The following is a 25,581-nucleotide window of genomic DNA, read 5'->3' on the forward strand; positions in this document are numbered from 1 at the left end:
CAAATATTTTTCGATCAAAAAAAAGGTCATTTCTTGTCAATGAACCTAATCACCATATTAACTATAAATTCGGACCTGTTTTTTGTCAATGAATCTCAGGAAGTTCACAAATTGTTCGGAACTCAGGATTTTCAAGAGTTTTCACCTTGGGTTCCCTATTAGGTTATTTCCATTTTGCGGTGTCTTTATGCATTTTTTTGGCTTTGTTCAAGGGCGCATAAATCCCGCATTAAAATCAATCCTAAGAGAAAGAAAGGGACACCATCAATCGTGTGGCAGGCGGAGACCGAATTCGTCGATGAATCAATAAGGAGGGAAGCTTGATGCGCGCATGTCGATTATTCACAGGCTTACTGGCACTTGGCATCGTCACGGCGCTGACGGGCTGTTTTTCGTGGTATGATTACAACAGCGCCAATAACTACGGAAGTAAAAGGGATGCGCCACGGCAGGATACGTCGCGGGCATACCAAACACAACAGCAGTATGCCCCCGTTTCCCATAAAATAACCAAGCTGGAAATGAACCAATTTCTTTCTGATCAGGTGGCAGCGATGTACGGCGTCAGCAGCGCCATCGTGATGATGGGCGACAACGCCGCCTATACGGCCATTACCATTGATAATACGGCTACCGGAACGCGCGGCGGCGAAGTCCACGGCTCGGAAACTAATAATTACGGACTGGTCAGAGGGCTTTACAATACGTATACGCCTCAAAGCGATTACGCCGACCCAACCCAGCTCATCAGCGGAGCCAACGGTGCCGAAACGGAAATGCACCACGAGCATTTAACCCATCTGTTCAAACAAAAAATTGCTGAAAAAATCAGATCTCTGCAGCCGACAGTTACGGATGTTTACATTACGGCGAACCGGAATATCGTAAATGAGTTTACCCGTTTAGCACAACAAAGCTGGCTTGGCCGTCCTCTTGAACCCTATAAGGAGCATTTTACGGAAATGATGGAAGCGACCTTCGGAACGGCTCCAACCATTCCCACGCAATCGGAATCCAACGGACGGGAATATTAAGTTCTTTCCATTACCTTGATGCCCGGCTATTTCATGCCGGGTTTTCTTAGGTCTAAGCCCATATGCCCAAAGTGCCAAAGTGCAGACCGTTTTAGACAAGATTCGGCTTCTTTTGAGGCTTTGGTTTCTTTTTGCAAGCTCTTCCTGTAGAATGCATTATTAATAAGTAGAATAATTTAACCACTGAGGAGATATTATAATGAAGAAAAATGATTTCGCTCTGCTTGGCGTCAGCCAAGACCTGGCCGAGTCGCTTCAAAAACAAGGGTTTTCGGAGCCTACTCCCATACAAAGGGAAGCAATACCTTCAGCGCTGTCCGGCAGTGATATCATTGCCCAAGCACAGACGGGTACGGGGAAAACACTTGCTTTTGTACTGCCGATTCTCGAAACGATTGATCCCGGACGGCCGCATGTTCAGGCTTTGATCGTCACTCCTACCCGGGAGCTTGCGATACAAATTTCCGAAGAAGTCAAACGTTGGGCACCGCTTAAAGGCATTCGTGTGCTTTCGGCATACGGCGGGCAGGATGTGGAACGGCAGATCCGAAAGCTCGAAGGAAGCATACATATCGTTGTAGCAACACCCGGACGACTATTGGATCATCTGCGTCGGGGTACGGTTCAACTCCACAAGCTTTCCATCCTTGTTTTGGATGAAGCCGATCAAATGCTGCATATGGGATTTTTACCGGAGGTCGAGGAGATCATAGCGGCTACCCCGTCCCGCCGGCAGACGCTGCTTTTCTCGGCAACGATGCCGCAGCGTATCCGGGAATTGGCCAAAGAGTATATGCGTAAGCCTGTGGAAATTGAAATCAAGGCCAAGCGAATTACGTTAGATGACATCGAACAATGGGTTATCCGAACCACGGATCGTGGCAAGCTTGATTCGTTATGCAAAATGATCGATGAAGAAAATCCTTATTTGGCAATGATTTTTTGCCGGACAAAGCTGCGGGCAAGCAAGCTGAATCAAGAGCTTAACGCACGCGGTTATGCCTCCGACGAGCTGCATGGCGACCTTACTCAAGCCAAGCGCGAGCAGGTCATGAAACGGTTTCGCGAAGCCAAAATTCAATATTTGGTTGCTACCGATGTAGCTGCCAGAGGGTTGGACGTCGAAGGCGTCACGCATGTATTCAATTACGACATTCCTCACGATGCGGAGAGCTATATCCATCGAATCGGCCGAACAGGCCGGGCCGGCCAAAGAGGCAAAGCGATTACGTTCGCCGCACCACGAGATGCCGGGTATCTCGAACTGATCGAGAAAGGCATTAAAAATACATTGCCGAAGCAGTCGGGTAGAGTGCAAAGCCAAGAACCGGCACCGGAAGGCCGCAGCCGATCGGCGGCCGAACGTTCCGCTCAAGGACGCGGACGTAATTCGGCTGCGGGCGAACGTTCCGCTCAAGGACGCGGACGCAATTCGGACGCGGGTGAACGCTCGGCTCAAGGACGCGGACGCAATTCGGCTGCGGGTGAACGCCCGGCTCAAGGACGCGGACGTAATTCGGACGCGGGTGAACGCCCGGCTCAAGGACGCGGACGCAATTCGGACGCGGGTGAACGTTCCGCTCAAGGACGCGGACGCAATTCGGCTGCGGGTGAACGTTCCGCTCAAGGACGCGGACGCAATTCGGACGCGGGTGAACGTTCCGCTCAAGGACGCGGACGCAATTCGGACGCGGGTGAACGTTCGGCTCAAGGACGCGGACGTAATTCGGCTGCGGGTGAACGCCCGGCTCAAGGACGCGGACGCAATTCGGCTGCGGGTGAACGCCCGGCTCAAGGACGCGGACTTACGTCCGCAAGGGGCAAGCAAGCATCTCAGAAGGCCGGACGCAGCGCGCGCGGGCAGGCACAAAAGCAGAAACCTCAAAACAGCGGCAGACGGCGCGGTCGCTAAACCAGGAAAAATCGATGGTTTACCGCTTCAAGCTTTACCTCGGTTCTCATAACATGTAAAATATGGGATAAGAAATAAGTTAACAAACTATAGTTCACTTGAAGGAGGGTTTCCATGTACGAGTTGAAAGATAAAGAACTTATTTTTATTTTTACCGGCCCCAACGGAGCCGGAAGAAGAACCGTAGCCCAAATGTCCGGCAGCACGCTGGGTATAAAACAGGTTCTCTCGTACACGACACGCCCTCCACGTTCTTCCGAAGTTGATGGACAGGATTATTATTTTGTGTCGCGGGAGCAATTTGCGGCAGCCGAGGCAAACCATGAATTCATTGAGGTCGTGGAAATTGACGGCAACCGATACGGCATCAAGGATACCGATGTCGCGCAAATGCTGCAAAAGCATGGGGCCATTTACCTTATCCTGAACCGTATCGGTACGGAAATGTTAAAGAAGCTTTATGGTGACCGCGCCGTTCGTATCTGTATCTATGCCGACCGCGATACCGTCCTGCGCAGAGAGCAGGAGCGAGGAGATTCGCCAGAGCTGATCAGCCGTTATATGTCTCATTATGATGAAGAAATGGCTTATAAAGACTCCTGTGAGCACGCGTTCGAGAACATTGATCTGGCACACACCGTTTTCGATTTGACGAAGACGCTTGACGATCATTACCTTCACCGCAATTTGCTTGATCTTGACTAAGTAAAGCGATTAAAATCGAATAAAACACAAGGACCGGTTTGTCCCTAAGGGCTCGCGGTCCTTTTTGCTAGTCAAAGCTAAAAGAAATAGGAGGACCATTCATGAACATTATATCTATTGAACCTACGCCAAGCCCGAATACCATGAAAATCAATGTGACGGAAAAGCTCCCCGACGGGGTGCGTCAGACATTTACGCGGGATAAAGCGGCAGAAGCTCCGGAACCCAAGCTGCAGCGGCTGCTTGCGATCGAGGGAGTGAAATCCTTATATCGTGCGGCAGATTTCATCGCTTTGGACCGAACACCCAAAGGCGATTGGCCAAGCATCTTGGCAGAGGCACGGGCGATCTTGGGTGATGCAGGTTCCGATGCATCCTCCGCTGGCGCACCAGCCGGAACAGGTCAGCCTGGGAGCGGTATCCCGGCAGAAGATGCTGAAGGCGCCGCTTTCGGCGAAATCCAGGTACGGCTCCAGCACTTTCGTGGCATCCCGCTGCAGGTAAGAGTATCCAACGGTTTGGAGGAGCTCCGCGACGCCCTGCCGCAGCGTTTCAGCGATGCTGCCATTCGTGCCGCAGCGGCCTCGCCCAACCTGATTAAGGAACGCTCGCTCGACGATTGGGATACCCGTTACGGCGAGCTTCAAGAAGTATTGAACGATGTCGTTCAAGAGCTGGATGCCGCATACAGTGACGAGCAGCTGGAACAGCTGATCGGTCAGGCTCAGGAAGGGCCGGCCCAGGGAGAAGCGCGGGAGCTGGCTAAAACCGGTCGTAAAATCCTAAGCTATGAAGAAACGGAGCAGCAGCTCAATGCGTCTGATTGGAAACTGCGTTACGCCGCTTTGCAGCAGATCAAGCCTTCCGCATCCACACTTCCGCTGCTGCTGAAGGCGCTTGAGGACGATCAAGCCAATGTCCGCCGCTTGGCTACGGTTTACCTGGGGGATCTGAAAGATTCTGAAGTACTCCCTTACTTGTATCGCGCTTTACGGGATGTGTCATCATCCGTACGCCGTACGGCTGGCGATACCTTGTCTGATTTGGGAGACCCCGCAGCGCAAGAGGCCATGATTGGCGCACTGCAGGATCCCAACAAGCTGGTCCGCTGGCGTGCCGCCCGCTTCCTGTACGAGGTCGGCGATGATCAAGCCCTTCAAGCGCTGCGTCAGGCCCAGGATGATCCGGAATTTGAAGTTCGAATGCAGGTACGCATGGCGCTGGAGCGAATCGAGGGCGGCCAGACGGCGGAAGGCTCCGTTTGGCAGCAAATGGCGCGCCGTAGCCGTTCATAACTGTGCGAAGATCATACCCGGAACGTCTCTCCGTGACACAAAACTTTGAGGCGTTCCGGCGCAAGCTCCCTTCTTCCCCATTCTGCCAGCAGCCTGTCCAGCGCCTCACGCGGCGTATCATCCGATATCCGGAAGGCTCCGTAATGCATCGGAACGAACATCTCGGCTTTGCAATCGATGAAGGCCTGTATGGCCTGCTCCGGATTGACATGCTGTTTTGACATATGCCACTCCGGCTCGTAAGCGCCAATAGGCATGAGCGCCCATTGAATGGGATAACGATCGCCGATCAGCTTAAATCCTTCAAAATATGCGGTATCACCTGCAAAATACATCGCATTCCGCTCTCCTCCATGTCCGGCGGGGCGGATCACCCAGCCGCCCCAATGCGAGCTATTCGTGTCGAATAAGGTGCGGCGGGTCCCATGCTGTGCCGGCACAAAATGCAGCTCCAACCCGTCCAAATTTTCCTGCCCCCACCATTTGAGCTCAGTTATGCGATCAAAGCCGATTGACCGCAGCTTTCTGCCAAGTCCCTCAGGAACGAAAAATCGCAGCCTGGCGTTTGCTCTATAAAGAGCCCGCAGTGTAGGAAGATGCATATGATCATAATGACTATGGGAAAGCAGCACCGCGTCGATGAAAGGCAGCTCGTTCATCTGAAGCCCGGGAGATGTAAGCCGCCTTTCAATGCCGATCCTCTGAGCCCAGACCGGATCGGTGATCAGATTCATCCCGCCGATCTGCAGTACAAAGGTAGAGTGCCCAATCCATGTCATGGACGTCTCCGTCCGGTTATTTTTTAAAAACTCCAGCTGTTTGTCCTCGCACTGCGGAACGTTATACGATAAATCCTTGATTTTGGCCTTACGTTCCTTGCGCCATTCGCGCATATGAATCAGCTTTTTTTTGTGCAGAATTCCATCCATATTTGCATAACGCCGACGAACCATACGATGTAGAGCCTCCTTTAATCAATCTACGGGAAAGCTACTTATTATTACCCTGACGGAGATCAATATACCGGCCATTTTGCAATTTGGCTTTCATTCAATGACAGAGTTTCATGGTATCGGAGTACTACGGGCATACTAATAAGCGAAACTAACAAAAGGGAGGGCTTTGGCCATCATGGCAGAAGACAAGAGGATGGACCCCGTATCGAGCGAGGAAGTCGAAACCGACGGCATTTATGAAAATGAATGGGGACGCGAGGAGACGCTAAAACGCGGGGACGAATTTCCGTACGACCCGATGATGGGCCAAACCGAGTGGCAGCTGGTAAGCTTGCCGCTCGAAACCCAGGAACAGGAAATGTACAAGGATACCTCTCACAACACCAAACCGCGCTTACACATTGACCGGCAGGACAAGTAGGACGAAGACAAGAGCGCCCATTCCTCTTAATGAAGGAACAGGCGCTCTTGGCGCTTTCATGTCTTTGGATTATTTTCGCCCGTAATCGGCTTTGATCTCGCCCCACGCCTTCGTATTCCACTTCACAATTTTGTTCGGGTAGGTATTCTGTCTAAGCCATGCTTCCGCACGATCGACCAACGTCCAAATTTCCTTTGTGGAGGCGTCGCGCACCAATGTGGAGGCAGCGGTTTTCTTCCGTACCCAGCTGATCGCGGTCATCGAATCGCTATAGATGGTCATGGCGCTTCCTTGCTTCTTCAAATAGGCAAGCCCGTGAACAATCGCAAGGAACTCTCCCATGTTATTCGTCCCCTTGGAAATCGGCGGATGCTGAAACACCACTTCGCCAGTCCGCGTATAGACACCCTTGTATTCGACAATACCGGGATTGCCGCTGCAGCCGACATCCACAGACAGGCTGTCCAGCTCCACCTCTGTCGGCAGAACGCCGGACGGCTCTAGTCCGCCTCCGCTCTTGGCTGACCCGCCCGCTTGAGTACGGGATGCGGCGCCGAACGCTTTTTTCCATCCGGCCGCGAACGCTCCCTTGGCTTCCGCTTCGCTTTCGTAGGACTTAAACTTCGCCTGCGGGTAACCGTCCGTCTGTGCCTGGCATTCGGCCCAGCTCCTGTAAATGCCGGGTTGACGCCCCTCCCAAACCACATAAAACTTCGATTTCGCCACGCTGCTCCTCCTTGATTCCGTCAACTCTCATCCGGACAATACCTATTCAACATTTTTCAGTGCTGCTGCCCCTGCCGCTGCTTGAAAAATTCGATAAAATAAGCGCCATACTTGAAAAACTTCGCTTCCCCGACACCCTTGATCTTCAGCATCGCCGCCGGGTTGGTCGGCTTTACCCCGCACATCTCGCGAAGCGTGCTGTCCGGGAACACGATATAAGGCGGAATACCCTCTCGCTTTGCAATCTCTGTGCGCAGCCGCCTCAGCTCATCGAACAGCTCCGTCTCCACATCCTTGACCGTCGGCGCCGCGGTCTTCCTGACGCGCTGCACGACCTGATCCGTTCCCGCAAGCACGCCGGACGCCTTTGCCGCCAGCTTCAGCACCGGGTATTTTCCTTCAGTCAGCTGCAGGTAGCCCTCGGCAGTCAGCAGCTGGATCAGATCAATGATCTCCTTCTCCGTTCTGCTTTTCATCAAACCATATGTGCTTAGACTATCAAACCCGAGCTCCAGCACCTTCTTATTCCTCGAGCCCTTCAATACCGACGCGACCAGCGTCATACCGAACCGTTCACGCATGCGCCGCACGCAGGAGAAAATTTGCTGCGCCTCCAGCGTAATGTCGGTCAGCTCCAGATCCGTGCTGACACAGTTGCTGCACTGCCCGCAGTCCTTCTCCGTATCGCCGCCGAAATACCGGACGATATACCGCTGCAAACACTGCGGGGTATGGCAGTAATCGGCCATTTGCTGCAGCCTGCGGTATTCCTGGGACTGCCGCTCGGGATCACCGACGGATTGCTCGATCAGAAACTTCTGAATATGAATGTCCTGCGGACTAAACAACAGCATGCAGTCGCTTGGTTCGCCGTCACGGCCCGCCCGGCCGGCCTCCTGATAGTAAGCCTCCATGTTTTTCGGCATGTTGAAGTGCACGACATAGCGCACATTCGATTTGTCGATCCCCATTCCGAACGCATTGCTCGCCACCATCACGCGTACCTCGTCATACAGGAACTGCTCCTGGGCTTCCGCCCGTTCCTTATCCGTCATACCGGCATGATATCTGCCGGCCGCCATTCCCTGACGGCTCAAAAATTCACACAGCTGGTCAACCTCCTTGCGCGTAGCTGCGTAAACAATGCCCGCTTCCTCGGCGTGCTCCCGGATATATCTCATCAGTACATCCCGCTTGTTCTCTCCCTTTACAACAGAGAACGATAAGTTTTCCCGCGCAAATCCGGTAACGAACACTTGAGGCTCCTTTAGCTTCAAGTGCTTGACGATATCCTCGCGGACCTGGTCGGTCGCCGTCGCCGTGAAAGCAGCAAGCAGCGGTTTCTCGGGCAGATGCGCTACAAGCTGGGCAATACGCATATAGCTCGGTCTGAAATCGTGTCCCCATTGCGATACGCAGTGCGCTTCATCGACCGCCACCATCGGCACAACCAGGCCGGACAGCAGCTCGAGAAACCGTTCCGACTCCAGACGCTCCGGCGCCACATAGAGCAGCTTGTATTCCCCGCGCTCCGCTTTGCGTATGCGCTGCTCGACCTGGGCATACGAAAGCGAGCTGTTGATGTAAGCCGCCGGCACACCGATGCTGTCCAGCCCATCGACCTGGTCCTTCATCAGAGAGATCAACGGCGATATGACGATGGTCGTTCCGCTCATGAGCATCGCCGGAATCTGATAGCAGATCGATTTCCCTCCGCCGGTCGGCATAATGCCCAGCGTATCGCTCCCATCCAGGACGCTGGCGATCACTTTTTTCTGTCCCTCGCGAAAATCGGGATACCCGTAGTACTTCCGCAGCAGCTCCCGCGCTTGCGTCATTGCAGCTGAAGGCATAGATCGCCGCCTGTTTTCACTCATCCCCAGCATGAATTCTCAGCCCTCCTTTAGCCTGCCCGCCCATCTCGAGACGATCGGCTCTCCATCCCACAGCAATTCCGTAGCTGCTTCACGCGCCTTGACCTCCGGCTCCTCCAGCAGCAGAAAAAAGTTTTTGGCCGGCAGCTCCCCCAATCCGTGCTTGGCCGACAGCTTGTCCAAAAAGGGACGCATATCTTCCAAATCTCCGGACATATTGCGGCTGCCGCTTTGTGCAAATGCATACAGCGCACTGGCCACCGGTACCCTTTTGACCCGATAATGCGCCGCCGTCCGCAGGTAAAAATCCCAATCCCAATAATGATACATCTCCGTATCGAATAACCCCAAACGATCCTGCAGCGCTTTCCGATACATGCAGCCGGATGAAAAAAACGTTGAAAACCGGCGCATCTCTTCCGGAACATAAGCATAGGCGAATACAAAACGGTTCGTCGCCCTGCGTGCACCCGTTTCTTCCAGCACGTAATCGAAAATTTCAACATCGGAATAAACCATATCGCTATCTTTCAACTCTACGAGCATTCGTTCCACATGGCCCGGAAGCAGCAAATCGTCGTCGTCGCAAAGCATAATATACTCACCCCGTACGAATGCAAGCCCTTGGTTTCGCGCATGCACATGCTTTTGGTTGCTTTCCAGGCTGATAACCGTAATATCCAGCTCCGGGTATAGGTCTGTTACAAAATCAACGGCTTCTCCGCAGTCATTAACAATGATAAGCTGCAGCCGCCGGTATGTCTGTCTCCACAGTGACTCGATCAATTCGCACAAAAAATCCGGCCGGTTATAGGTCGGTATAATCACGGATACCAGCGGCTGCCGATCCATTCCCGCTCTCCTCGCTCTCCCGTTTCTTCCTACTAGACACTATACCGAAAATTCATGCAAAGGGAAACCGCCCATAAGTAACAATTGTTGAATATTATTGACTAAATGTTAAGTAAAACTTACAATATGTTATATTTACTTAACAATAAATACAGTTACTGGAAAGGAATAACCCTATGCTTCGAACCCGAGTCAAGGAGCTGCGGGCACGATTCGACTGGTCTCAGGAGGATCTTGGCCGCAGGGTTGGGGCTACCCGGCAAACGATCGGCATGATTGAAAAGGGCGACTACGCCCCATCGATTGTTCTTGCGCTGAAAATTGCCGCCGCCTTTGGAATGACCGTAGAAGAAGTGTTTTATTTGGAAAATGCAGATGGAATGGAAGGGAAAGATAGGGATCATCGATGACAACAATTGAAAAAGGGCTGCGATCACCTTAAGTAAATCGAATCCGATCGTTCCCATTGCATTATTGACGTTAATCGGTATGGTTCCTTACCTGCTTTATTGGCGGGAGCTGCAAATGGCACAGATAAAACACGACAGAAAGGAATGAAGAAAAAATGGATATGATGCAAAACGATGGGGGAGCGGCATGGCATTACGTCGTCATGTTTTTGATGGCGGCTGCACCATGGCTGGATGTGTTTGTTGTTGTACCACTCGGGGTCGCTTGGGGATTAAACCCATTCGGAGTATCTATTGTCGCGTTTGTCGGCAACTGGATTCCGCTTTTGCTGCTGGCCTTGTTTTTTCGTGAATTTACAGCATGGAGAGCACGCGTTAAAGCCCGTAAAGCATTGAAGCGGCAACAGGCCATGGAAGCTTCAGGTGAAAGCGCCGCAGCTGCGGAAGACTCTGTTGAGACCGTTTCCTCAGATTTGGCCGGCAGCTCCAAAAAGTATCTCCGCGCCAGACAAATCTGGGAAAGATACGGCGTTCCCGGACTCGCCTTATTGGCCCCGGCCCTTGTCGGCACCGACATCGCCACCTTGCTGGCGCTCTCTTTTGGTTCCTCCCGCCGCTGGGTGATGTTGTGGATGACGAACAGTCTGCTGATATGGACGGTACTCATGGCCGTCGGTTCAGTTTATGGCCTCGACTTCGTCGGTTGGTTTGACTAGCCGGATGTATCATAAGGGAATAATTGATTGCTCATACCTATATTTCTATACAAATACCTGTGTTACAATATAAGGAAATGCACCGCCTATTCTGAGTTGATCAAGGAGGTATACGAAATGCCGCCAAAAGAAAAAGAACAGCTCGAAGGCATGGTTACGACAGAAACGGCAACGATACTGCAGGAACCGACTGCTTCAGACCGGAAGGAGGCCTTACGGACAAAGCGATCGCGACGCAAAAAAGGTTCTTCTGAAACGGAAGCTCCTAAGGCTGGCGGGATCCTGCCGGCAGTGTTAGAGAGTAACGAACCCGCCGCAAAGCTTAAGAAGCGGGCCGCACACCAATCGGTCCCTGTTAACGCCGGTACTCCAATGTCGGAGCCGGGAATCGCGGCATCCGTCGATATTACCGAGGATATTCCGGCCGAAGAACCTCCGGCAGCGCCCATAAAAACACAAGGCGCATTGCTTCAGCTGCTGAAAGGCCCGTTGAAGAAAAAGGAGCGCAACGAAACCCATGAACCCAACCGCGTCTATATCCGAAAGGATCTCAAGAAAAGACTAAATGGGCTAGCAGAGCACCGGAGCAAGGGCTTCAAAACGCTGCTGCTGAACTATGGGCTTGAAAGAGCGCTGGATGAACTGGAGCTGGCATTAAAGGATGACGCAAAATAATCTGCCATATCAAAATAGCGGACTCGCCTGAGTCCGCTATTTCACATTTAAATTTATATCGGCAGCAGCCGTACAGACTCGCGCTGCTTGAGCTTTTGTACCATTTCATACCAGGCCTCCGGCTTTTGCGGCAGGACGGCATAATATTTTTCCAGAAAACGGGATACCAAGGATGCCGGAACAGCCTCCAGCTCTGCATCGGCAATGGCCATAAAGCAGAGGTCGAGTCCGTGAACCGCTTCTCCGTCATTGTGCCAGGATGGGTGTACGTAGTCAAAATCGAGCTTCCGGTAGCCGAGATGAGCCAGCACTTCACGGCGCACAAACGGATTCATCGCTTTGACTCCACCGAACTCCAATTGATCGGACAAATAAGGATTGTAAATTTCGGCGAACATCCCTAAAAGGGTTCCTCCGCAAGCGGAAACGACAGAACGCAAATCCGCCATGCGGCGGTTTGCCAAGAACGGTCCGACACCAAGCCCTTCCCTGCCGATGATGGTAAAATCCGTCATCGCCACTTGAAGATCCTCATAATAGCGGTACTCCGTAGCGCCCACGACCTCGCCATCCAGAATGGCGACAAATACGCGGATACCGGGATCGCGAAGCGGTTCTGCCCAAAGCTCATATTCGAGAACCTCTTCCGGTGGAAACACGTTTTGCATCAATTGATGCATTTGACGGAAATAAGGGTCGTTAATATCGGTTATACGATGATATTGCATAGCTACTACCTCCTATAGGAACAATGACTTGCATGGATATACCTGCCTTATTATTATAACAAGCCTTGACGTTTCACACCAATGGACAAGGATATCCGGAGCTTACGAAATCGATGACACAGCCGTAGAGCTGTATTGTAATACCATGCACCAGCGCCTCATAAACGAAAGCCCCTTTTTCTCCTCTTGACTCCCTTGCTTTCCTTTCGTTACGCTGTTACCAAATGAAATCTGCGGAAGGAGTGTTCGCCGGTGTACAATAGACCGCCCAAGACCCCAAACGTTCCTTACGGAAACGGGGACGACCATGAGTACGAGCATCCGCAGCGGCCGATCATCCCTTTGCCAAAAGAGACCTTGGAGGACCGGGATGTGATGGCCGCCGCGCAATCGGAATTGCAGCGGAAGGCGGATGAAGCCTATGAGGAATTTGTCCGCAACGGCGGTCTTGAACGTTTGCCAGGGATAGGCAAGCCGCTTAAGGTTCCCACCGAAGATATATTGTCGTCGATCTTGCGGCAGGCCAACGTTCAACCGCCCTGGCTTGTACTGCGCAAGGAGATTCGCGCTAATATGGAGGCGGCCATGGATCGGCTTGAGAAAAGCCCCGGCGATCCTGAGATTGATGCGCTGCTTGCCGATACGAACAAGCAAATTGCGGAGCTGAACCATCAGGCTCCCAGCTTGACTCTTCACCGCAAAAAGGTCACCCGTACTAACCTTCGGGAACAGTATGAACGCTGGTATGGTCAATAGAAAGGATAAGGCCCCGACCTCCATGGCAGCTTGCCAGAAGGCCGGGGCCTCATGATGGAATTTGCTTCTTAGAAGCCTTCCCGGATGACTACATTTTCAAGCGGCAGGCGTTCGGTAGGACGTCCCGGACTGGCAGCTTTGCCGATCGGAAGCATGACCACAGGCACATAACGCTCGGGTATGTTGAACTCCTTAATCAAAGCAGCCTGATTATAGCCGCCCATTGGCACGCTATCGTAGCCTTTGGCTTTGGCGGCCAGCATGAGCTGCATGGCAGCCAGCGAAGCGTTGCGGATCGCCTCGTCCCGCGCCCCTACCGGATTGCCGGCATAAGCACCTTCAATTTGCTTCAGCATCATCTCACGGATTTCCGGAGCGGCCTTCTCGTATACGACAGGTGCAGCCAAGTTAGCCTGCAGATCTCCAAGCACGATGACGACAACCGAAGCGTCGGATACTTGCTGCTGCCCGAAGGCGATCGGAAGCAACCGGTCTTTATTGGCCTGCTCACGGATGACAAGAAAACGCCAATGCTGTAAATTCCAAGAGGACGGCGCGCTGGCCGCTGCCTGAAGAATTTCATTCAGCTCGGCCTCCGGTATCACAAAACCTTTCTCATACTGACGCACAGAATGACGGGATAACATCACTTCAAGCGCTTCTTGTTTTTGTTCGAGTTGATTCATGCTAATCCACTCCCATTATCTTTTTATATTCTATATATTATAACAATTTACTTACTTTTGTAAAGTTTACTGAATATAGATCGTTCTTCGCTTATGTTCTCCGCTTAAGCACAGGAGCATCCCATGCAGAAACAAATGACAAAAGGATGCCGCGAAACGGCATCCTTTACCCGTACACTTTTTCATGTCGGCTTTTATTCAATGGGCAAGTACAGGGTGAACGTGCTTCCGCGCCCTTCGCGGCTGGATAAAGTAAGATGTCCCCCGAGAAGCTTCGCAAGCTCCAGGCTTATAGAGAGTCCAAGGCCGGTTCCCCCGTATTTGCGGCTGATGGATCCGTCCGCCTGACGGAATGATTCAAAGATGAGGCGATGCTTTTCCTCAGCGATCCCGATCCCCGTATCCGATACGGAAAAAACCGCCCATTCCCCCGACCGGTCATTCAGATCCTCAACAGCTCTGCTTATATTCAATACGACTTTTCCTTCTGAAGTAAATTTGAATGCGTTGGATAATAGATTTTTAATAATTTGATGCACCCTCATGCCGTCCGTCCGAATCAAATCCGGCAGATTTTCACCCATATGGATTTCAAATGCAATGCCCTTTTGGTCGGCTATCCATTGGAATTGATGCTGAAGGATCTGCGGAATTTCTTGAACGCTGACGTCCTCTTTGTAAATTTCCATTTTTCCCGCTTCCACCTTGGATAAGTCGAGAATATCATTAATTTGCCGGAGCAGTTCTTCACCCGAAGTATGGATAATATCGAGATACCCCAGCTCTTCCTCGGTATAGCGTCCTTCATGCTGATCTCTAAGCAGCTGAGATAGCAGAATAATGCTGTTCAGCGGGGTTTTCAGCTCATGGGACATGTTGGCCAAAAACTCCGATTTAATCTGAGAAGCCATCACCACCTGCCGCGCCTTTTCCTCCAATGCCGCCTTGGCCAGCTGAAGCTCTTTGGTCTGCTCACGAAGAAGCAAGTTGGTGCTTTCCAGCTGTTCGGTTCGCTTCAATTCCAAATAAAAATCGCGCAGGATGAATAAGAAAAAACAGCTTAACACTAAACCTAAGGGGAGGGTAATGGAAGTAACCTTCAGTGCGGTCCAAAAAGGGACTACGCCCAACACCAGAGTATTGATGGCGTTCTGTATGTTGATAATCAAAACGGCCGTTGCCAATTGGCTTAACTGCGAGATAGACGTCGTCTTCTTAAACCAGACATTAAGCAGCGCCGCGGTTACGCCGAGAAGGACCATACTGTAAAAGCCTGCCGCCGCCGCTTCATTGATGCCTAACATAAAGCGGGCAAGTCCGATGCCCGTCCCAACCAAAAATAGTGGAAATGGCTTAGAAAATAAGAAAATCCCGACAATCAGAGGCATATAGCGAAGATCGTAAATTACCGTTTCATTTATGCGGAGTCCAAACATCATCGTCAGCCAGCCGGCAAATACCAGCACGACAAGGAGTATCATCGTTTTTAGACGCGAGGGGATCCGTTTGATTAAAGCAAGCTCCTTAAATACATACTTGTAGCCTAAATTAATCAAAAAGGCCAATGTAATCAGCAAGCTGATATTTGTAAAAAAGACCTTGGAAAATTGCATCTCATCCTCCGGTAAACGCGTAAACCGATATATGCATCTATAACTATTATACCTTAAGGCCGTACCATAAAGTAGCGATTCTTTATAAGACTCCTATTGCCTGGAAAAGGGAATATAAAATATTAAAAAAGCGCTTACATTTTGATCTGTATTAGTGTATAGTAGAGATATCATGAAGGAAGGGAATGATTCGCATGCTGATGCGTACTACCGAGTTTTACGAAGGTCTGCCGTTGAAATGCTGCGATACTTGCGGAGAAACGCTGGAAGAATTGGCCGACTGCTACAGCTCTACTTGCCCTCAATGCAAGGGCGTAACCTTCTATCCGCTCAGCCCTGCCGAAGGCTTCGCCACTGGAACGGCAGGCAAATAAATCACAAATCTCACACATCGTTAACGCCCCTGAAGCAGGGGCGTTTTTTTGCTATGTCCCGGCCTGCGCCCCCCTGACGGCAAGCGTCTGCCGGGCTTCTCTATTCAGCTGATCTGCGGGATGGAGCTTCATGATCGCATCCCATGCCTGCTCCACGGGCCGGCTGCTCCGAAACTGCCCGGCCCTGGCTCTCATGGCCGATAACGCCGCGCGGTTCTCCACCAGCTCCAGAAGCTGATCCCGAAGCTTCCGTTCTTTTGATGCGATCACGGCGATCCCCGCCCTCTCCAGAACCGAAGCATTGTCCTCTTCTTGGCCCGGAATGGGCTTATACAACAGCATCGGCAGTCCTGCAGCAGTCGCTTCCGATGTCGTTAAGCCTCCGGGCTTGGTGACCAGCAAATCGGCCGCAGCCATCCATTCATGAATATTATCAATAAAGCCGGTAATCCGGATATTCGGCGTCGGGTTCTGCTCCAGCTCCTTTTCCAGCTGCAACCGGGCCGCATCATTGCTGCCGCAGATGAGAGCAAGCTGCACGTGCCGCCGCAATACGGACGAACGGATCAGTCCCCGGGTCTCCTCACTAATCAGGCCGCAGCCGCCGCCCATCACCATGACCACCGGCAGATCCGGGTTCAGTCCTAATTTCCGCTTCAAAGCCCCGCGGTCCTTCACTTCATGAAAACAGGAACGCACCGGAATGCCGGTCACGCGTATGCCGGTCTGCGGGATACCCCGTTTCCGCAAAGCTGCCGATACAGGCTCTGATCCGACCAAATACAGATCTGTATGCGGATTTAACCACAGGCTGTGATCGGTATGGTCAGTGATTACCGTTACCAAGGGTATCCGAAGGCCCGTTCTTGATTTCAAAAGCGATACGGCCGCTGCGGCCAAGGGAAATGTGCATATGATGACATCCGGCTGCTTTTCCTTCACCATTGCGGCCAGCCGCCGCAGCCCCATCTCCAGAAAGCATTGAAAAGGGAGCGACAGCCCTTCGCTTGCTCTGGTTTTCTTATATATGTAACCGTAGACGGCCGGAGCGATCTCTACTCCTTTGAGAAAGCCGTATCTCACGAACGGATGAAGATGAGGATGAATTTGCTGCAAAAAATCGACGGTTTCCGCCTGCATCCAAGGCAGAGTTCCTTCATTGCATACTTCCGCCAATGCACGGGCCGCTTGACGATGACCGTCCCCCAGATCTCCTGAAAGCACCAATGCCCGAGCCCCCGTATTTCGTTTGTTATTCACCGCCATGTTAAAGCCCCCTATATGAGGATTCGTTTCTTTTCTCTCTGTATTTATTTATATTAAACAAAAAAACGTTAGAAATCCCTTAGGCTCAGCTTAAAACTTTCTTAAATTGTAGAGTAAGCCATCCGGCTATGGAGTTAAAGCCGTAACCGCCTTCCTGATTGCGTCATTAACGGGTGTCAGGTCAGGAACTTGCGTCTGGGCATCGCTTAACCGATACTTTTCCTTCAACCGAAGAATACGGGCGACACCTTGGTCAATCTGTTCTTCCGACAGTATACCATCACGAAGCGCCTGCTGTACGGCCTCAAATACATTTTTGGCCGCGGCAAAGCCGTGTCCTACGAGCAGAACATCACATCCCGCGCTCACCGACCGGACAGCTGCCTGGCCTATATCGTAATGCTCGACAATCGCGCCCATCGTAAGGTCATCCGTGATGACAACTCCTGTGAATCCAAGCTCCTTGCGCAGCAAATCGGCGATCACAGCTTTGGAGAAGGTAGCAGGAACCTCTTTGTCCAGCTTGGGCAGTAAAAGATGAGCGGTCATCACCGCATCCGCCCCGTTTTGAACCGCCTCGGCAAATGGCTTCAGCTCCAGCGATTTAAGCCGGTCTATGTCATGAGGCACTACCGGCAAGCCGATATGGGAATCGACTGATGTATCCCCGTGGCCCGGAAAATGCTTCACCACCGGAACCACCTGACTCTTTTGCAGCCCCTTCATCACCTGAGTGCCAATCGCCGCAACGCGTTCGCCCTTCACGCCATAAGCCCGGTCCCCAATCACGGGGTTGTTGGGATTGCTGTTCACGTCGAGCACCGGCGCGAAGTTCATGTTCAGTCCGAACGCGGCAAGTCCTTCACCGAGGGCTTGTCCGATGTGCAGTGCAAGCTCCGGCTTGTCCGGTTTTCCAATTTTTGCCGCTGCCGGTACTTTCGCAAGCTCCGGCGGCATACGGGTCACTCGGCCTCCCTCCTCATCCACACTGAGCCAGAGCGGCGGCGCACCCTTGTCCTGATTGGCCGTTTTCAACGAATTAATCAGCTCTATTAACTGCTTGCTGTTTTGGATATTGTCCTTATAAAATATAAATCCGCCCACATGGTACGTACCGATCATGGCTTTGGCGTTCTCCCCGATCTCATAGCCATCCAGTCCGACAAGCATCATTTGTCCGATCTTCTCATCCTGCGTCATCCGCTCGATCCGTTCGTGAATCGGGTCCTTGGCCGGCTGCTGCAGCTCACGCTCTTCTGCAGCAGGCGGTACGCTCTCTTGGCCGGAGCCTTTGCAGCCCGTCATCGCCACCGCCAGAAGCAAGCACCATACTGTAAGTACGAGTGCCTTTAAGCGCTTTGATCCGGTATAGCTCACAATCCTTCATCGCCTCTCCTTTGGGGGTATGATATCCATAAAACGATCATTACCCGAAAACGAGGAGTATAAACCACAGAATAATCGATTACAGCTTTTTGCTTTTGTTGACTGCTACCCGCATGGAAAAAGATGTATCATTGAACAAAAAAGGCCGCATCCGACCGGATACGCTCCTTCATATCAAAAAACATACCCACTCTGCGCAGCAGAGAAAGTCATACGGCATAAATCCCTATCCGCCGGCCGATATGCGCTACAATACAGTCCGACCTGTCTATGGATGAATCCATCGACAGTGCCCCGGCGCGATCAGGGGAGGCCGCTGCCTGCTGCAAATAGAAAAAATTCGGATACGTCGCCTCATCCAGCAGGTAGGCTGACTCTGTGCTGCCCGGTTTTCGGAAACGGTTCAATCTGGCAATGATCCCATCCGCATTCGTAATCCCGATCCCATGACCAAAGTACAGGTCGTGCTGCAGCTTAACGGCATTCTCTCCCTGCCAATGGATCACCTCCGGATCTACATCGGGGTTCTTGAAGTACACGATATCCCCCGGATAAATCTCCTGTTTCCTATAGACCGTAATCAGCCGAAGGTCGCTGTCATGGTGCCATGAGTACAAATACATGTCGGCAAACAGCCGATCGAAGGCGTCTGAACCGATCGTTTCGAGCACAGCTTTATATAAAACGATGATCACCGCCGTTGCGCATTCAAAGCCGTACAAATGACCGTTTATAAAAATATCTCTGATCGCATCGGAAGGCCTCACAAACGGATTTTGCTGAAATGCCCCACTCTCGGTACGTGTCCAAAAGGCCTCGTTACAAAATGACCTCTTGAACGTTCTGAAAACGGCATCGCTCCTCTGCATAGCGATGGAAGTATCTACGGTCGCCGCTCTCAGTCTGAGCTCAAACCGCAGCGATTCCATGGATTCATAATGGAACGGTGTTTCGCTGCGCATCTTTTGCTCCGCGATCTCCCGCTCAAGCCGAGTCATTCCAACCATGTCGACGGGGACGCTCCCCCCTGCTACGATGATCATGCTGCTACCTCCCTGGCCCCAGTCTCGCGATTCGATCGCTCGATCCATTATATGCCGCGGAGGTCCCATTGCAGACCGACGAATCAGTCCATCTCGTAAATTGAACCGGATTTGCTGGCGAACAGCTCGGCGTACACTTTCTCGGCATATGCATCCGTCATACCGGAGATATAATCAGCCACAAAACGCGGCCAAAACCACTGAGCCTTATGCTGCTCGTAGCTGGCCACCCAATCCGGCGGAATAATAAGCCGGCCGTGATCCGGCACCTTAAAGCTGTCCCACAGGCGCCGGATCATGATCTCGCTGCGCTTCTGCAGCCGCTGTACGCGAAAATCTTTAATCAGCGTAACCCAGGCGAGCTTCTTTAGTATCTCCATTGTTCTCAGCAGCTCCAGATCCTGCTGTCCGTCCCGTACAAACGTAACCCGCTTCCACCCCTTCTTGGGATCCTCTATGATGCCGACACGCCCCGCAAACGTGCTGACCCATCGGGCTTTCATCTCTCTTCGGGTCCTGGAAGCCTCCTTGCCGCATTCCGCATAGATAGCCTCCCACTGCTCCAGGTATGTATCCAGCACGCGTCTGACCATCGCTCCGATATCCACCTGATCCCAACCAACCTCCAGATTGCCTTGGTCGTTGACGATCTCCTGAATGAGATGCTCCACAAGTCTGTCATCCTCAAAGAATGTCCGGTTCATCTGAATTTTGCCTGCACGAATGCCGTCCTCAATATCATGGGTGGAATAAGCGATATCGTCGGAAAGGTCCATCAATTGAGCCTCTAATGTAGAGCAGCCCTCGGGCATCTTCCACCGTTCCCGGAGCTCGGCGATTCCCCCATCCCATTCCATGGAGTATACGCCTTTATGCCGGCCGGGGTCTTCAAGACCATACGGATATTTATTAATGGCCAGCAGTACGGCGGCGGTTAAATCGAGTCCGCTGTCGCTGCCTGCCCGCTTCTCCAAAAACATTAGGATGCGGAAATTTTGCGCATTCCCTTCGTATTTCAAACCGTGCTCCTCCATGAGCAGCTGGTTCAGCACTTCTTCGCCCTTATGCCCAAACGGCGGATGCCCCAAATCATGCGCAAGCGAGGCGCATTCCACCACCGCCGGGTCCAGCATCAGCCCCGGATGCTCTTTTCGCGCGAGAAAAGAGTACTGCTTGCCCATACGGCGGGCCGTTTCACGGGCGATTTGCGACACTTCCAGAGAATGGGTGAGCCGCGTCCGATAGTAATCGCCCGAGCCTGCTCCGAACACCTGCGACTTGCCCTGCAGGCGGCGGAAGGCCGGGGATTGAATCAACCTGGCATAATCCCGTTCAACCTCGTCTCGTTCCTCGCTGAAAGTGCCATGCGCCGGCTCATCCAATCGAAACTTTCGCAGATCCATAAGCTTTCCTCCTGGCCTCTAATGTTCCCTGTAAGATCCGTTCCCACATTAGCATGCGTCATCTTCAGGAAATTGTAGCATACTTGTTTCTCCAATGAAAAGGGACTGCCGACCTCCGCAAACGCGTATGCGTTAACCAACAAGAAACGCCGCTCATTGAGCGGCGTCCTCTTCACTAGCGATATTCACCTGGTCAAAATCGCCAAGCTGTTCATGGCCATGGCTGCGGGTAAACCAATGGGAATCCAAATATTTGGCAAGATACTGCCCGCCGAACAATTCGTCATACTGCAGCTCTCGGTACTTTTCTACATCTTCGGCTACGGAAGGCGGAGGCGAGGCGTACAAATCCTGATCGGAATCAACCACCATGCCGCGCAGCAGACCCGGCACCTTCTTAGAAAGCTCAAAGTTGTATGCCCAGGCCGCCGGCTTCTCCAGCTCCAGCCGGTCAAGCACATAAGCGTTCAAGAAGGAATAGCTCAGAATCGGCACATGCTCCTTAGGCAGGTCCATATTGGACCACATGACAAACGGCACGCTGTGAATCCGCATCTGTTCCTCTAACGACCATTGATCGGATTTTCCCGTATGCACAAAGCCGGATTGGGCATACACATCATAATCATAACCAAGCATCGGCAGATGGTCCCCGTAAAAAACGATGACCGTCGGTTCATCCGACTTCTCGAAATGATCGATCAGCATCTGCAGGCTCCGGTCCGCGTAATGCGCTCCCTGCGCATACGTTTCCAGCGTACTCCGCGCCTGTTCAGTCAGATTTCCCTCCGCTTTGATCTCGGTCTGTCCGTATCGTTTGTCGTCATAGGGCCCGTGATTCTCCATCGTTACGGCATAGATAAACGTCGGATTGTCGTTAGCTTCCACTTCGTTGATAATACTGCGCGATACCTCATCGTCGGAGATGAAAGCGCCCCGATATTCCGGATTGTCAAAATCCTCTTTGCTTTTGAAATCATCGAAGCCCATATGCTTATATACTTCTTCCCGGTTCCAAAACCAGCCTTCGTAAGAATGAATCGCTACGCTCCGGTAGCCCTGGTTTTTGAAATAGCTGGCCATACTTGGAATCGGCTTGCTGATATACTGTTGATAAGGCACCGATCCTGCAGGAAGGTTGCTCATCGATAGTCCGGTCAGCGCTTCAAACTCCACGTTGCTTGTACCTCCCCCGAATTGAGGAGACAAAAGGTAACCCGATGTCGATTCCTTCTGCAGACGGCGGACCGTCGGGATGGGGTCTTCATTGAATTGGACGTCCGGAAGCAACGTCGGATCCCAAAACGCTTCATTCATGATGAAGATCACGTTCGGCTTTTGGTCGTTCGAAGCGGACGCCTTCGGTGTACCGACCAGTTCATTCAAGCTTTCCGCCAAGCTGGCTATGGAGAGCTCACTGTAGCCTGGAGGTTTGGGAACGATCGTATTTTTCACATTCATGGTAAAGGCCAATGAAATCCCGTTTTCCCCGTAATTTTGCTGCTGGTTCCAAACAATTTCATTAGCCCCCGCCTGTGCCATGATTTTCTCCGCCCAAGGCACCCTCACGCCAAAGGAATAAAGCGCCAGAACACACACCAGGCCTAATGTCATGCGTACCCACAGCTTCATCGGCCAGCGCGGCATCCATATCCTCAGCAGAAAAATCCCCGCCGTGATCACAAAGATCACCGCCAAGCGAACCAACGCCTCTTTACTGGTGACTAAGGGAAGAATGTTCATACTCTCTTTTTTCAGGAAAATATCCCATGGAAAAAAAGGTTCCCCGATCAGCTTCTGCTTAAAGAAGCTGACAAGTGACACCAGCATCAGCAGCAGAGTACTAAATCCAATAGAAAGGACCAGCGATCCGATCAAACAATAAATAAGTAAAAATACAAAAAACGCAAGCAAAGCATTCAAAGCGAAAAGCTTGGGACTGGCCATGAGCCAAGCCCAGGTATCTTGCACGGTACCCCTTTGAATAAATTCCATTCCAAACACAAGCAGGAACGGAACAATGAGCAAAGACAATGCGATGACTCTGTTTTGTACCGCGCGGGCTTGCGCTGATCGTGATGACTTAAGCTGTCCTCTAGGCGCCAAGGGACGCATCGTTTCTCACACTCCTATCAGCCCGCTTCTCTACAGCGGCATATCATTATTAAGCTATTGTAAATGACAAACATTAATTTAAGCTGAAAATGAACTGAAAGTCATAAAATGGAACTTTTTCCACCATCAAATCTATTGTAGACGAACAAAAAAAGAGTAGAGGCATCATAAAATTCTCCCCTTACTCTTTATAACCAAATATAAACAAGATTTACATGATATTAATGAACAAATCATGAACAACAATTGCATGATCATACCGTCATAGACGAATCTGATTCCCTTACCATGAAACCTTTACGGGCGAAACCTTCTATGATTTTCTTCGTAATACCGGACAAAGCAAGGGAGGGAAACCTATGTTCAAAAATTTGCTGAGGAAAATTATTTATTCGCTCCGTAAGCCCAAGCACGGCGGATACCGCTATGCCAACAGCTCGGACAAATACCATCGCCCGCGCAAATATTCTTCTTCACCCCGTTCCGGTTATGGCCGCTCCCAATACGGGCACAAATACTATAAAAATAAAAGCCGCTCCAGTTCATAACGCTTGAAGCGCCTGCTCCAAGTCGGAAATGAGCGATGACGCATCTTCATACGGCGGCTCGACCTGCAGCAGCCGCCGTAGAATATTTCTCGTAGGCGCCGTAAGGCGCAGTTCCTCTTGCCAGTCCTTCTCCACCTGGTCGGGCCGCTCTTCGTAAGACGAATAGAGCATAAACAGCAGGAAATGGCCGACGGCATAAAAGTCGCTTTTGGCCTCCGGCGTTCTCCACCGTCCGGATGCTTCATTCCGATCCGTATCTGCAGCTTCCGCATCCCCAATGTGCCTTGCCAAACCAAAATCGATCAACACGGGCTGACCGCTTCTAATGATCACATTCGGTATCCGGATATCCAGGTGAACGTAGCCCTGTGCATGGACAAACCGGACAATCCCCATCAAACGAACGATCCACTCCAGGCTTTCCCTTTCGGAAAATCCGCGCTCCTGTTCAAAGATGAGGTCCTCTACCGTATGACCTTCCACCCACTCTAATACCATACACAGGTGCTTGTTGTGCAAAAACGAGCCGCGGAACCCCGGAATGTTCGGATGGCGAAGCCGTTCAAGCATGTCCATCTCCCGCTCAAGCAGTCGCGTGCTCCGCTTCCCTTTACTCGGCTTGGCCTGCTTCACAACCACCTTGTCATCACTGACCGTGTCCAAACACAAGTAGGTCAAGCCATAGCTTCCTTCACCGAGAAAATGAATGATTTCGTATCTGTCCGCCAGCAGCAGGCCGTCCCTCCACGGATAATCGATCCAAGCTTGGTATACCTGTTTCATGTAACCCAGTCCCAGCATGACGCGCTCCTTCCACGATTCCCCGCGGCGATATCCATGATTTGTGTCCGTTTCTGCGGGTATAAGCATCCTGCTCCGCTAGCGGCACAAAATCACTTGTCTTGCGAATGAGCCTTTGTTCAAAACGCACCGGTCAACGATGCTAAAACCCGCCTGCCCGAGCTGTTGATCGATCGTCTCCGTCGAGATGATGACCGCTGTATCTGCAAGCCTTCGGGCATGTCCAAGCAGCAAAAGCTGATCCTCTTCCGAGATGCGGGAGCACAGATTATAAGGAAGATCGATCATCGCCGCATCGTAGCTTCCTGTGACCCTGCCAATGTCGGACAGCGCCACGACATCGGGCATACCGAAGTGGGCAAGATTCACGCGAGCGCCTCTGACGGCCAGCGGATTGATATCAAAACCGACGATATCGATCCCCATCGACAGCGCTTCAACAAGGACCGTGCCGATGCCGCAGCAGGGGTCGACAGCCTTCCGGCCTTCCGGCTGCGGAACCGCAATATTGGCAATCGCTCTGGCCACGCGGGTGCTGAGCGCAGTAGAGTAATGCTGCGGCTTGGCCTTGTGCTTGAGCCATACCGCTTCACTTTTGGCGTACAAGCCGAACAGCCAGCGCCCTTCCGGATTCGCCAGACCAAACACCACCTCCGGTCTTCGGACATCGGCCCTTCCACGGATTCGGGCGCCGATGTCCCGCTCCACCAAGCGTCTCCCGCCGTAATCCAGACGATCGTCCGTCTGGACGAACAAGATTTTGAAAGAAGCCCCGTTGAGCTCCAGCTCCCCTACCTGCTCCGCAATTTCTTCCAAACTAAAGCCTTCATAAAGGATATCGATTCGCGCCTTGACAAAAGGACTGCGGCTTACATCCATGTTCATCGGACTTTCGAACCAACCCTCCCGTAGTTCGGCTCCGAACAGCGCATTCAGCTCCATTCGGCACAGCGGTTGTTCATCTTCATGGCATGCAAATGTATATAAGTGATTCGTCGTCACATGGCTTTTCATTCCTCGCGCTCCCAAAACCCAGAATGGAGTTCTCGTCAGGTAATAGCTTTTCGGACGAGCAGCTGGAGCTAATTATAGCAGAATCTTCGAAGATTATCCTTGTCTGGCTGGCTATTCCCGTTTTCTAGAGTAAAGGACTGAATTTTTTTTTTTTTTTTTTTTTTCAGCCCCTCCTCATCAAACCGTACGTGAAGTTTTCCCTCATACGGCTTTCCGATGTTCGTCATTCATGCGCATGCGATTTACAAAAGCGTCTTTAGTCCATACATTTT

The 25,581-nt window shown here is 51.8% G+C and carries 25 protein-coding genes; 11 read left to right on the forward strand and 14 right to left on the reverse strand.

All coding sequences use genetic code 11. From position 1 onward, the window contains the following. The first annotated feature begins 323 nt into the window (after nt 1-323). From ACZYR9_RS21435 to ACZYR9_RS21450, 4 genes are all read left to right on the forward strand, one after another. Nucleotides 324-1,034 (forward strand): YhcN/YlaJ family sporulation lipoprotein, encoded by a 711-nt coding sequence (locus tag ACZYR9_RS21435; RefSeq protein ID WP_488980496.1) that lies wholly within the window; start codon nt 324-326, stop codon nt 1,032-1,034. Nucleotides 1,035-1,233: 199 nt separating this feature from the next. Beyond that, nucleotides 1,234-2,946, forward strand: a complete 1,713-nt coding sequence (locus ACZYR9_RS21440; RefSeq protein WP_488980497.1) for a DEAD/DEAH box helicase — start codon at nt 1,234-1,236, stop codon at nt 2,944-2,946. A gap of 114 nt (nt 2,947-3,060) precedes the next feature. Further along, nucleotides 3,061-3,651 (forward strand): guanylate kinase, encoded by a 591-nt coding sequence (locus ACZYR9_RS21445; protein ID WP_488980498.1) that lies wholly within the window; start codon nt 3,061-3,063, stop codon nt 3,649-3,651. Between the two features lie 101 nt (nt 3,652-3,752). After that, a complete protein-coding gene (locus ACZYR9_RS21450) occupies nt 3,753-4,946 on the forward strand; it encodes a conserved virulence factor C family protein (protein ID WP_488980499.1) in 1,194 nt (397 codons plus the stop codon). Between the two features lie 11 nt (nt 4,947-4,957). Here the strand turns inward: ACZYR9_RS21450 and ACZYR9_RS21455 are convergent, their stop codons facing one another. Further along, nucleotides 4,958-5,899 carry an MBL fold metallo-hydrolase gene (locus tag ACZYR9_RS21455; RefSeq protein ID WP_488980500.1) on the reverse strand — a complete coding sequence of 314 codons (942 nt, stop codon included), beginning with the start codon at nt 5,897-5,899 and terminating at the stop codon, nt 4,958-4,960. 178 nt (nt 5,900-6,077) lie between these two features. Between ACZYR9_RS21455 and ACZYR9_RS21460 the strand changes: the two genes are divergently transcribed. Beyond that, nucleotides 6,078-6,323, forward strand: a complete 246-nt coding sequence (locus ACZYR9_RS21460; RefSeq protein WP_488980501.1) for a hypothetical protein — start codon at nt 6,078-6,080, stop codon at nt 6,321-6,323. A gap of 69 nt (nt 6,324-6,392) precedes the next feature. Here ACZYR9_RS21460 and rnhA read toward each other — a convergent pair whose 3' ends face one another. From rnhA to ACZYR9_RS21475, 3 genes are read right to left on the reverse strand one after another with little or no spacing between them, the layout of a single operon-like run. Continuing rightward, on the reverse strand, nt 6,393-7,049 hold the full coding sequence (rnhA, locus tag ACZYR9_RS21465; protein WP_488980502.1) for a ribonuclease H: 657 nt from the start codon (nt 7,047-7,049) through the stop codon (nt 6,393-6,395). Between the two features lie 56 nt (nt 7,050-7,105). Continuing rightward, nucleotides 7,106-8,935: a DNA helicase RecQ gene (gene recQ / locus ACZYR9_RS21470; protein ID WP_488980503.1), complete on the reverse strand. Its 1,830-nt coding sequence runs from the start codon at nt 8,933-8,935 to the stop codon at nt 7,106-7,108. Between the two features lie 6 nt (nt 8,936-8,941). After that, a complete protein-coding gene (locus ACZYR9_RS21475; protein ID WP_488980504.1) occupies nt 8,942-9,775 on the reverse strand; it encodes a glycosyltransferase family 2 protein in 834 nt (277 codons plus the stop codon). A gap of 176 nt (nt 9,776-9,951) precedes the next feature. On the opposite strand from ACZYR9_RS21475, the gene ACZYR9_RS21480 reads away from it, so the two are divergent. The 3 genes from ACZYR9_RS21480 (at nt 9,952) to ACZYR9_RS21490 (ending at nt 11,576) form a co-directional block, all read left to right on the forward strand. After that, complete coding sequence (locus ACZYR9_RS21480; RefSeq protein ID WP_488980505.1) at nt 9,952-10,185, forward strand: helix-turn-helix transcriptional regulator; 234 nt, start codon at nt 9,952-9,954, stop codon at nt 10,183-10,185. A 155-nt stretch (nt 10,186-10,340) separates the two neighbouring features. Further along, a complete protein-coding gene (locus ACZYR9_RS21485) occupies nt 10,341-10,901 on the forward strand; it encodes a small multi-drug export protein (RefSeq protein ID WP_488980506.1) in 561 nt (186 codons plus the stop codon). 117 nt (nt 10,902-11,018) lie between these two features. Beyond that, the gene (locus tag ACZYR9_RS21490) at nt 11,019-11,576 is read left to right on the forward strand and encodes a hypothetical protein (protein ID WP_488980507.1); all 558 of its coding nucleotides are present in this window, start codon (nt 11,019-11,021) and stop codon (nt 11,574-11,576) included. 53 nt (nt 11,577-11,629) lie between these two features. Here the strand turns inward: ACZYR9_RS21490 and ACZYR9_RS21495 are convergent, their stop codons facing one another. After that, nucleotides 11,630-12,304 carry a GNAT family N-acetyltransferase gene (locus ACZYR9_RS21495; RefSeq protein ID WP_488980508.1) on the reverse strand — a complete coding sequence of 225 codons (675 nt, stop codon included), beginning with the start codon at nt 12,302-12,304 and terminating at the stop codon, nt 11,630-11,632. Between the two features lie 252 nt (nt 12,305-12,556). Here ACZYR9_RS21495 and ACZYR9_RS21500 point away from each other — a divergent pair, with 252 nt between their 5' ends. Next, on the forward strand, nt 12,557-13,060 hold the full coding sequence (locus ACZYR9_RS21500; RefSeq protein WP_488980509.1) for a DnaJ family domain-containing protein: 504 nt from the start codon (nt 12,557-12,559) through the stop codon (nt 13,058-13,060). Between the two features lie 68 nt (nt 13,061-13,128). On the opposite strand, the gene ACZYR9_RS21505 is transcribed toward ACZYR9_RS21500, so the two are convergent. Both ACZYR9_RS21505 and ACZYR9_RS21510 read right to left on the reverse strand, forming a co-directional pair. Beyond that, a complete protein-coding gene (locus ACZYR9_RS21505; protein ID WP_488980510.1) occupies nt 13,129-13,746 on the reverse strand; it encodes a nitroreductase family protein in 618 nt (205 codons plus the stop codon). Between the two features lie 194 nt (nt 13,747-13,940). Further along, a complete protein-coding gene (locus ACZYR9_RS21510) occupies nt 13,941-15,359 on the reverse strand; it encodes an ATP-binding protein (RefSeq protein ID WP_488980511.1) in 1,419 nt (472 codons plus the stop codon). Between the two features lie 185 nt (nt 15,360-15,544). On the opposite strand from ACZYR9_RS21510, the gene yhfH reads away from it, so the two are divergent. After that, nucleotides 15,545-15,733, forward strand: coding sequence for a protein YhfH (yhfH, locus tag ACZYR9_RS21515; RefSeq protein WP_488980512.1), 189 nt, complete (start codon nt 15,545-15,547; stop codon nt 15,731-15,733). 51 nt (nt 15,734-15,784) lie between these two features. Here yhfH and ACZYR9_RS21520 read toward each other — a convergent pair whose 3' ends face one another. The 5 genes from ACZYR9_RS21520 to ACZYR9_RS21540 all read right to left on the reverse strand — a co-directional run bounded on the left by ACZYR9_RS21520 (nt 15,785) and on the right by ACZYR9_RS21540 (nt 22,946). Next, nucleotides 15,785-16,999 carry an MGDG synthase family glycosyltransferase gene (locus tag ACZYR9_RS21520; RefSeq protein WP_488980513.1) on the reverse strand — a complete coding sequence of 405 codons (1,215 nt, stop codon included), beginning with the start codon at nt 16,997-16,999 and terminating at the stop codon, nt 15,785-15,787. Between the two features lie 126 nt (nt 17,000-17,125). After that, entirely contained in the window at nt 17,126-18,376 is a 1,251-nt protein-coding gene (gene nagZ / locus ACZYR9_RS21525; RefSeq protein WP_488980514.1) for a beta-N-acetylhexosaminidase, read from the reverse strand. A 218-nt stretch (nt 18,377-18,594) separates the two neighbouring features. Further along, nucleotides 18,595-19,428 carry a protein-glutamine gamma-glutamyltransferase gene (locus tag ACZYR9_RS21530; RefSeq protein ID WP_488980515.1) on the reverse strand — a complete coding sequence of 278 codons (834 nt, stop codon included), beginning with the start codon at nt 19,426-19,428 and terminating at the stop codon, nt 18,595-18,597. 83 nt (nt 19,429-19,511) lie between these two features. Beyond that, nucleotides 19,512-20,831 (reverse strand): deoxyguanosinetriphosphate triphosphohydrolase family protein, encoded by a 1,320-nt coding sequence (locus tag ACZYR9_RS21535; RefSeq protein WP_488980516.1) that lies wholly within the window; start codon nt 20,829-20,831, stop codon nt 19,512-19,514. Between the two features lie 153 nt (nt 20,832-20,984). Further along, nucleotides 20,985-22,946, reverse strand: a complete 1,962-nt coding sequence (locus ACZYR9_RS21540; RefSeq protein ID WP_488980517.1) for an LTA synthase family protein — start codon at nt 22,944-22,946, stop codon at nt 20,985-20,987. Between the two features lie 359 nt (nt 22,947-23,305). On the opposite strand from ACZYR9_RS21540, the gene ACZYR9_RS21545 reads away from it, so the two are divergent. After that, the gene (locus ACZYR9_RS21545) at nt 23,306-23,494 is read left to right on the forward strand and encodes a hypothetical protein (protein ID WP_488980518.1); all 189 of its coding nucleotides are present in this window, start codon (nt 23,306-23,308) and stop codon (nt 23,492-23,494) included. On the opposite strand, the gene ACZYR9_RS21550 is transcribed toward ACZYR9_RS21545, so the two are convergent. Together ACZYR9_RS21550 and ACZYR9_RS21555 are read right to left on the reverse strand one after the other, a co-directional pair. Further along, nucleotides 23,489-24,364, reverse strand: a complete 876-nt coding sequence (locus ACZYR9_RS21550) for a serine/threonine protein kinase (protein WP_488980519.1) — start codon at nt 24,362-24,364, stop codon at nt 23,489-23,491. The two genes, ACZYR9_RS21545 and ACZYR9_RS21550, sit on opposite strands and share 6 nt — an antisense overlap. 9 nt (nt 24,365-24,373) lie before the next feature. After that, entirely contained in the window at nt 24,374-25,309 is a 936-nt protein-coding gene (locus ACZYR9_RS21555) for a TRM11 family SAM-dependent methyltransferase (protein ID WP_488980520.1), read from the reverse strand. Nucleotides 25,310-25,581 lie beyond the last annotated feature (272 nt).

The sequence above is a fragment of the Paenibacillus sp. F024 genome (assembly GCF_057814255.1).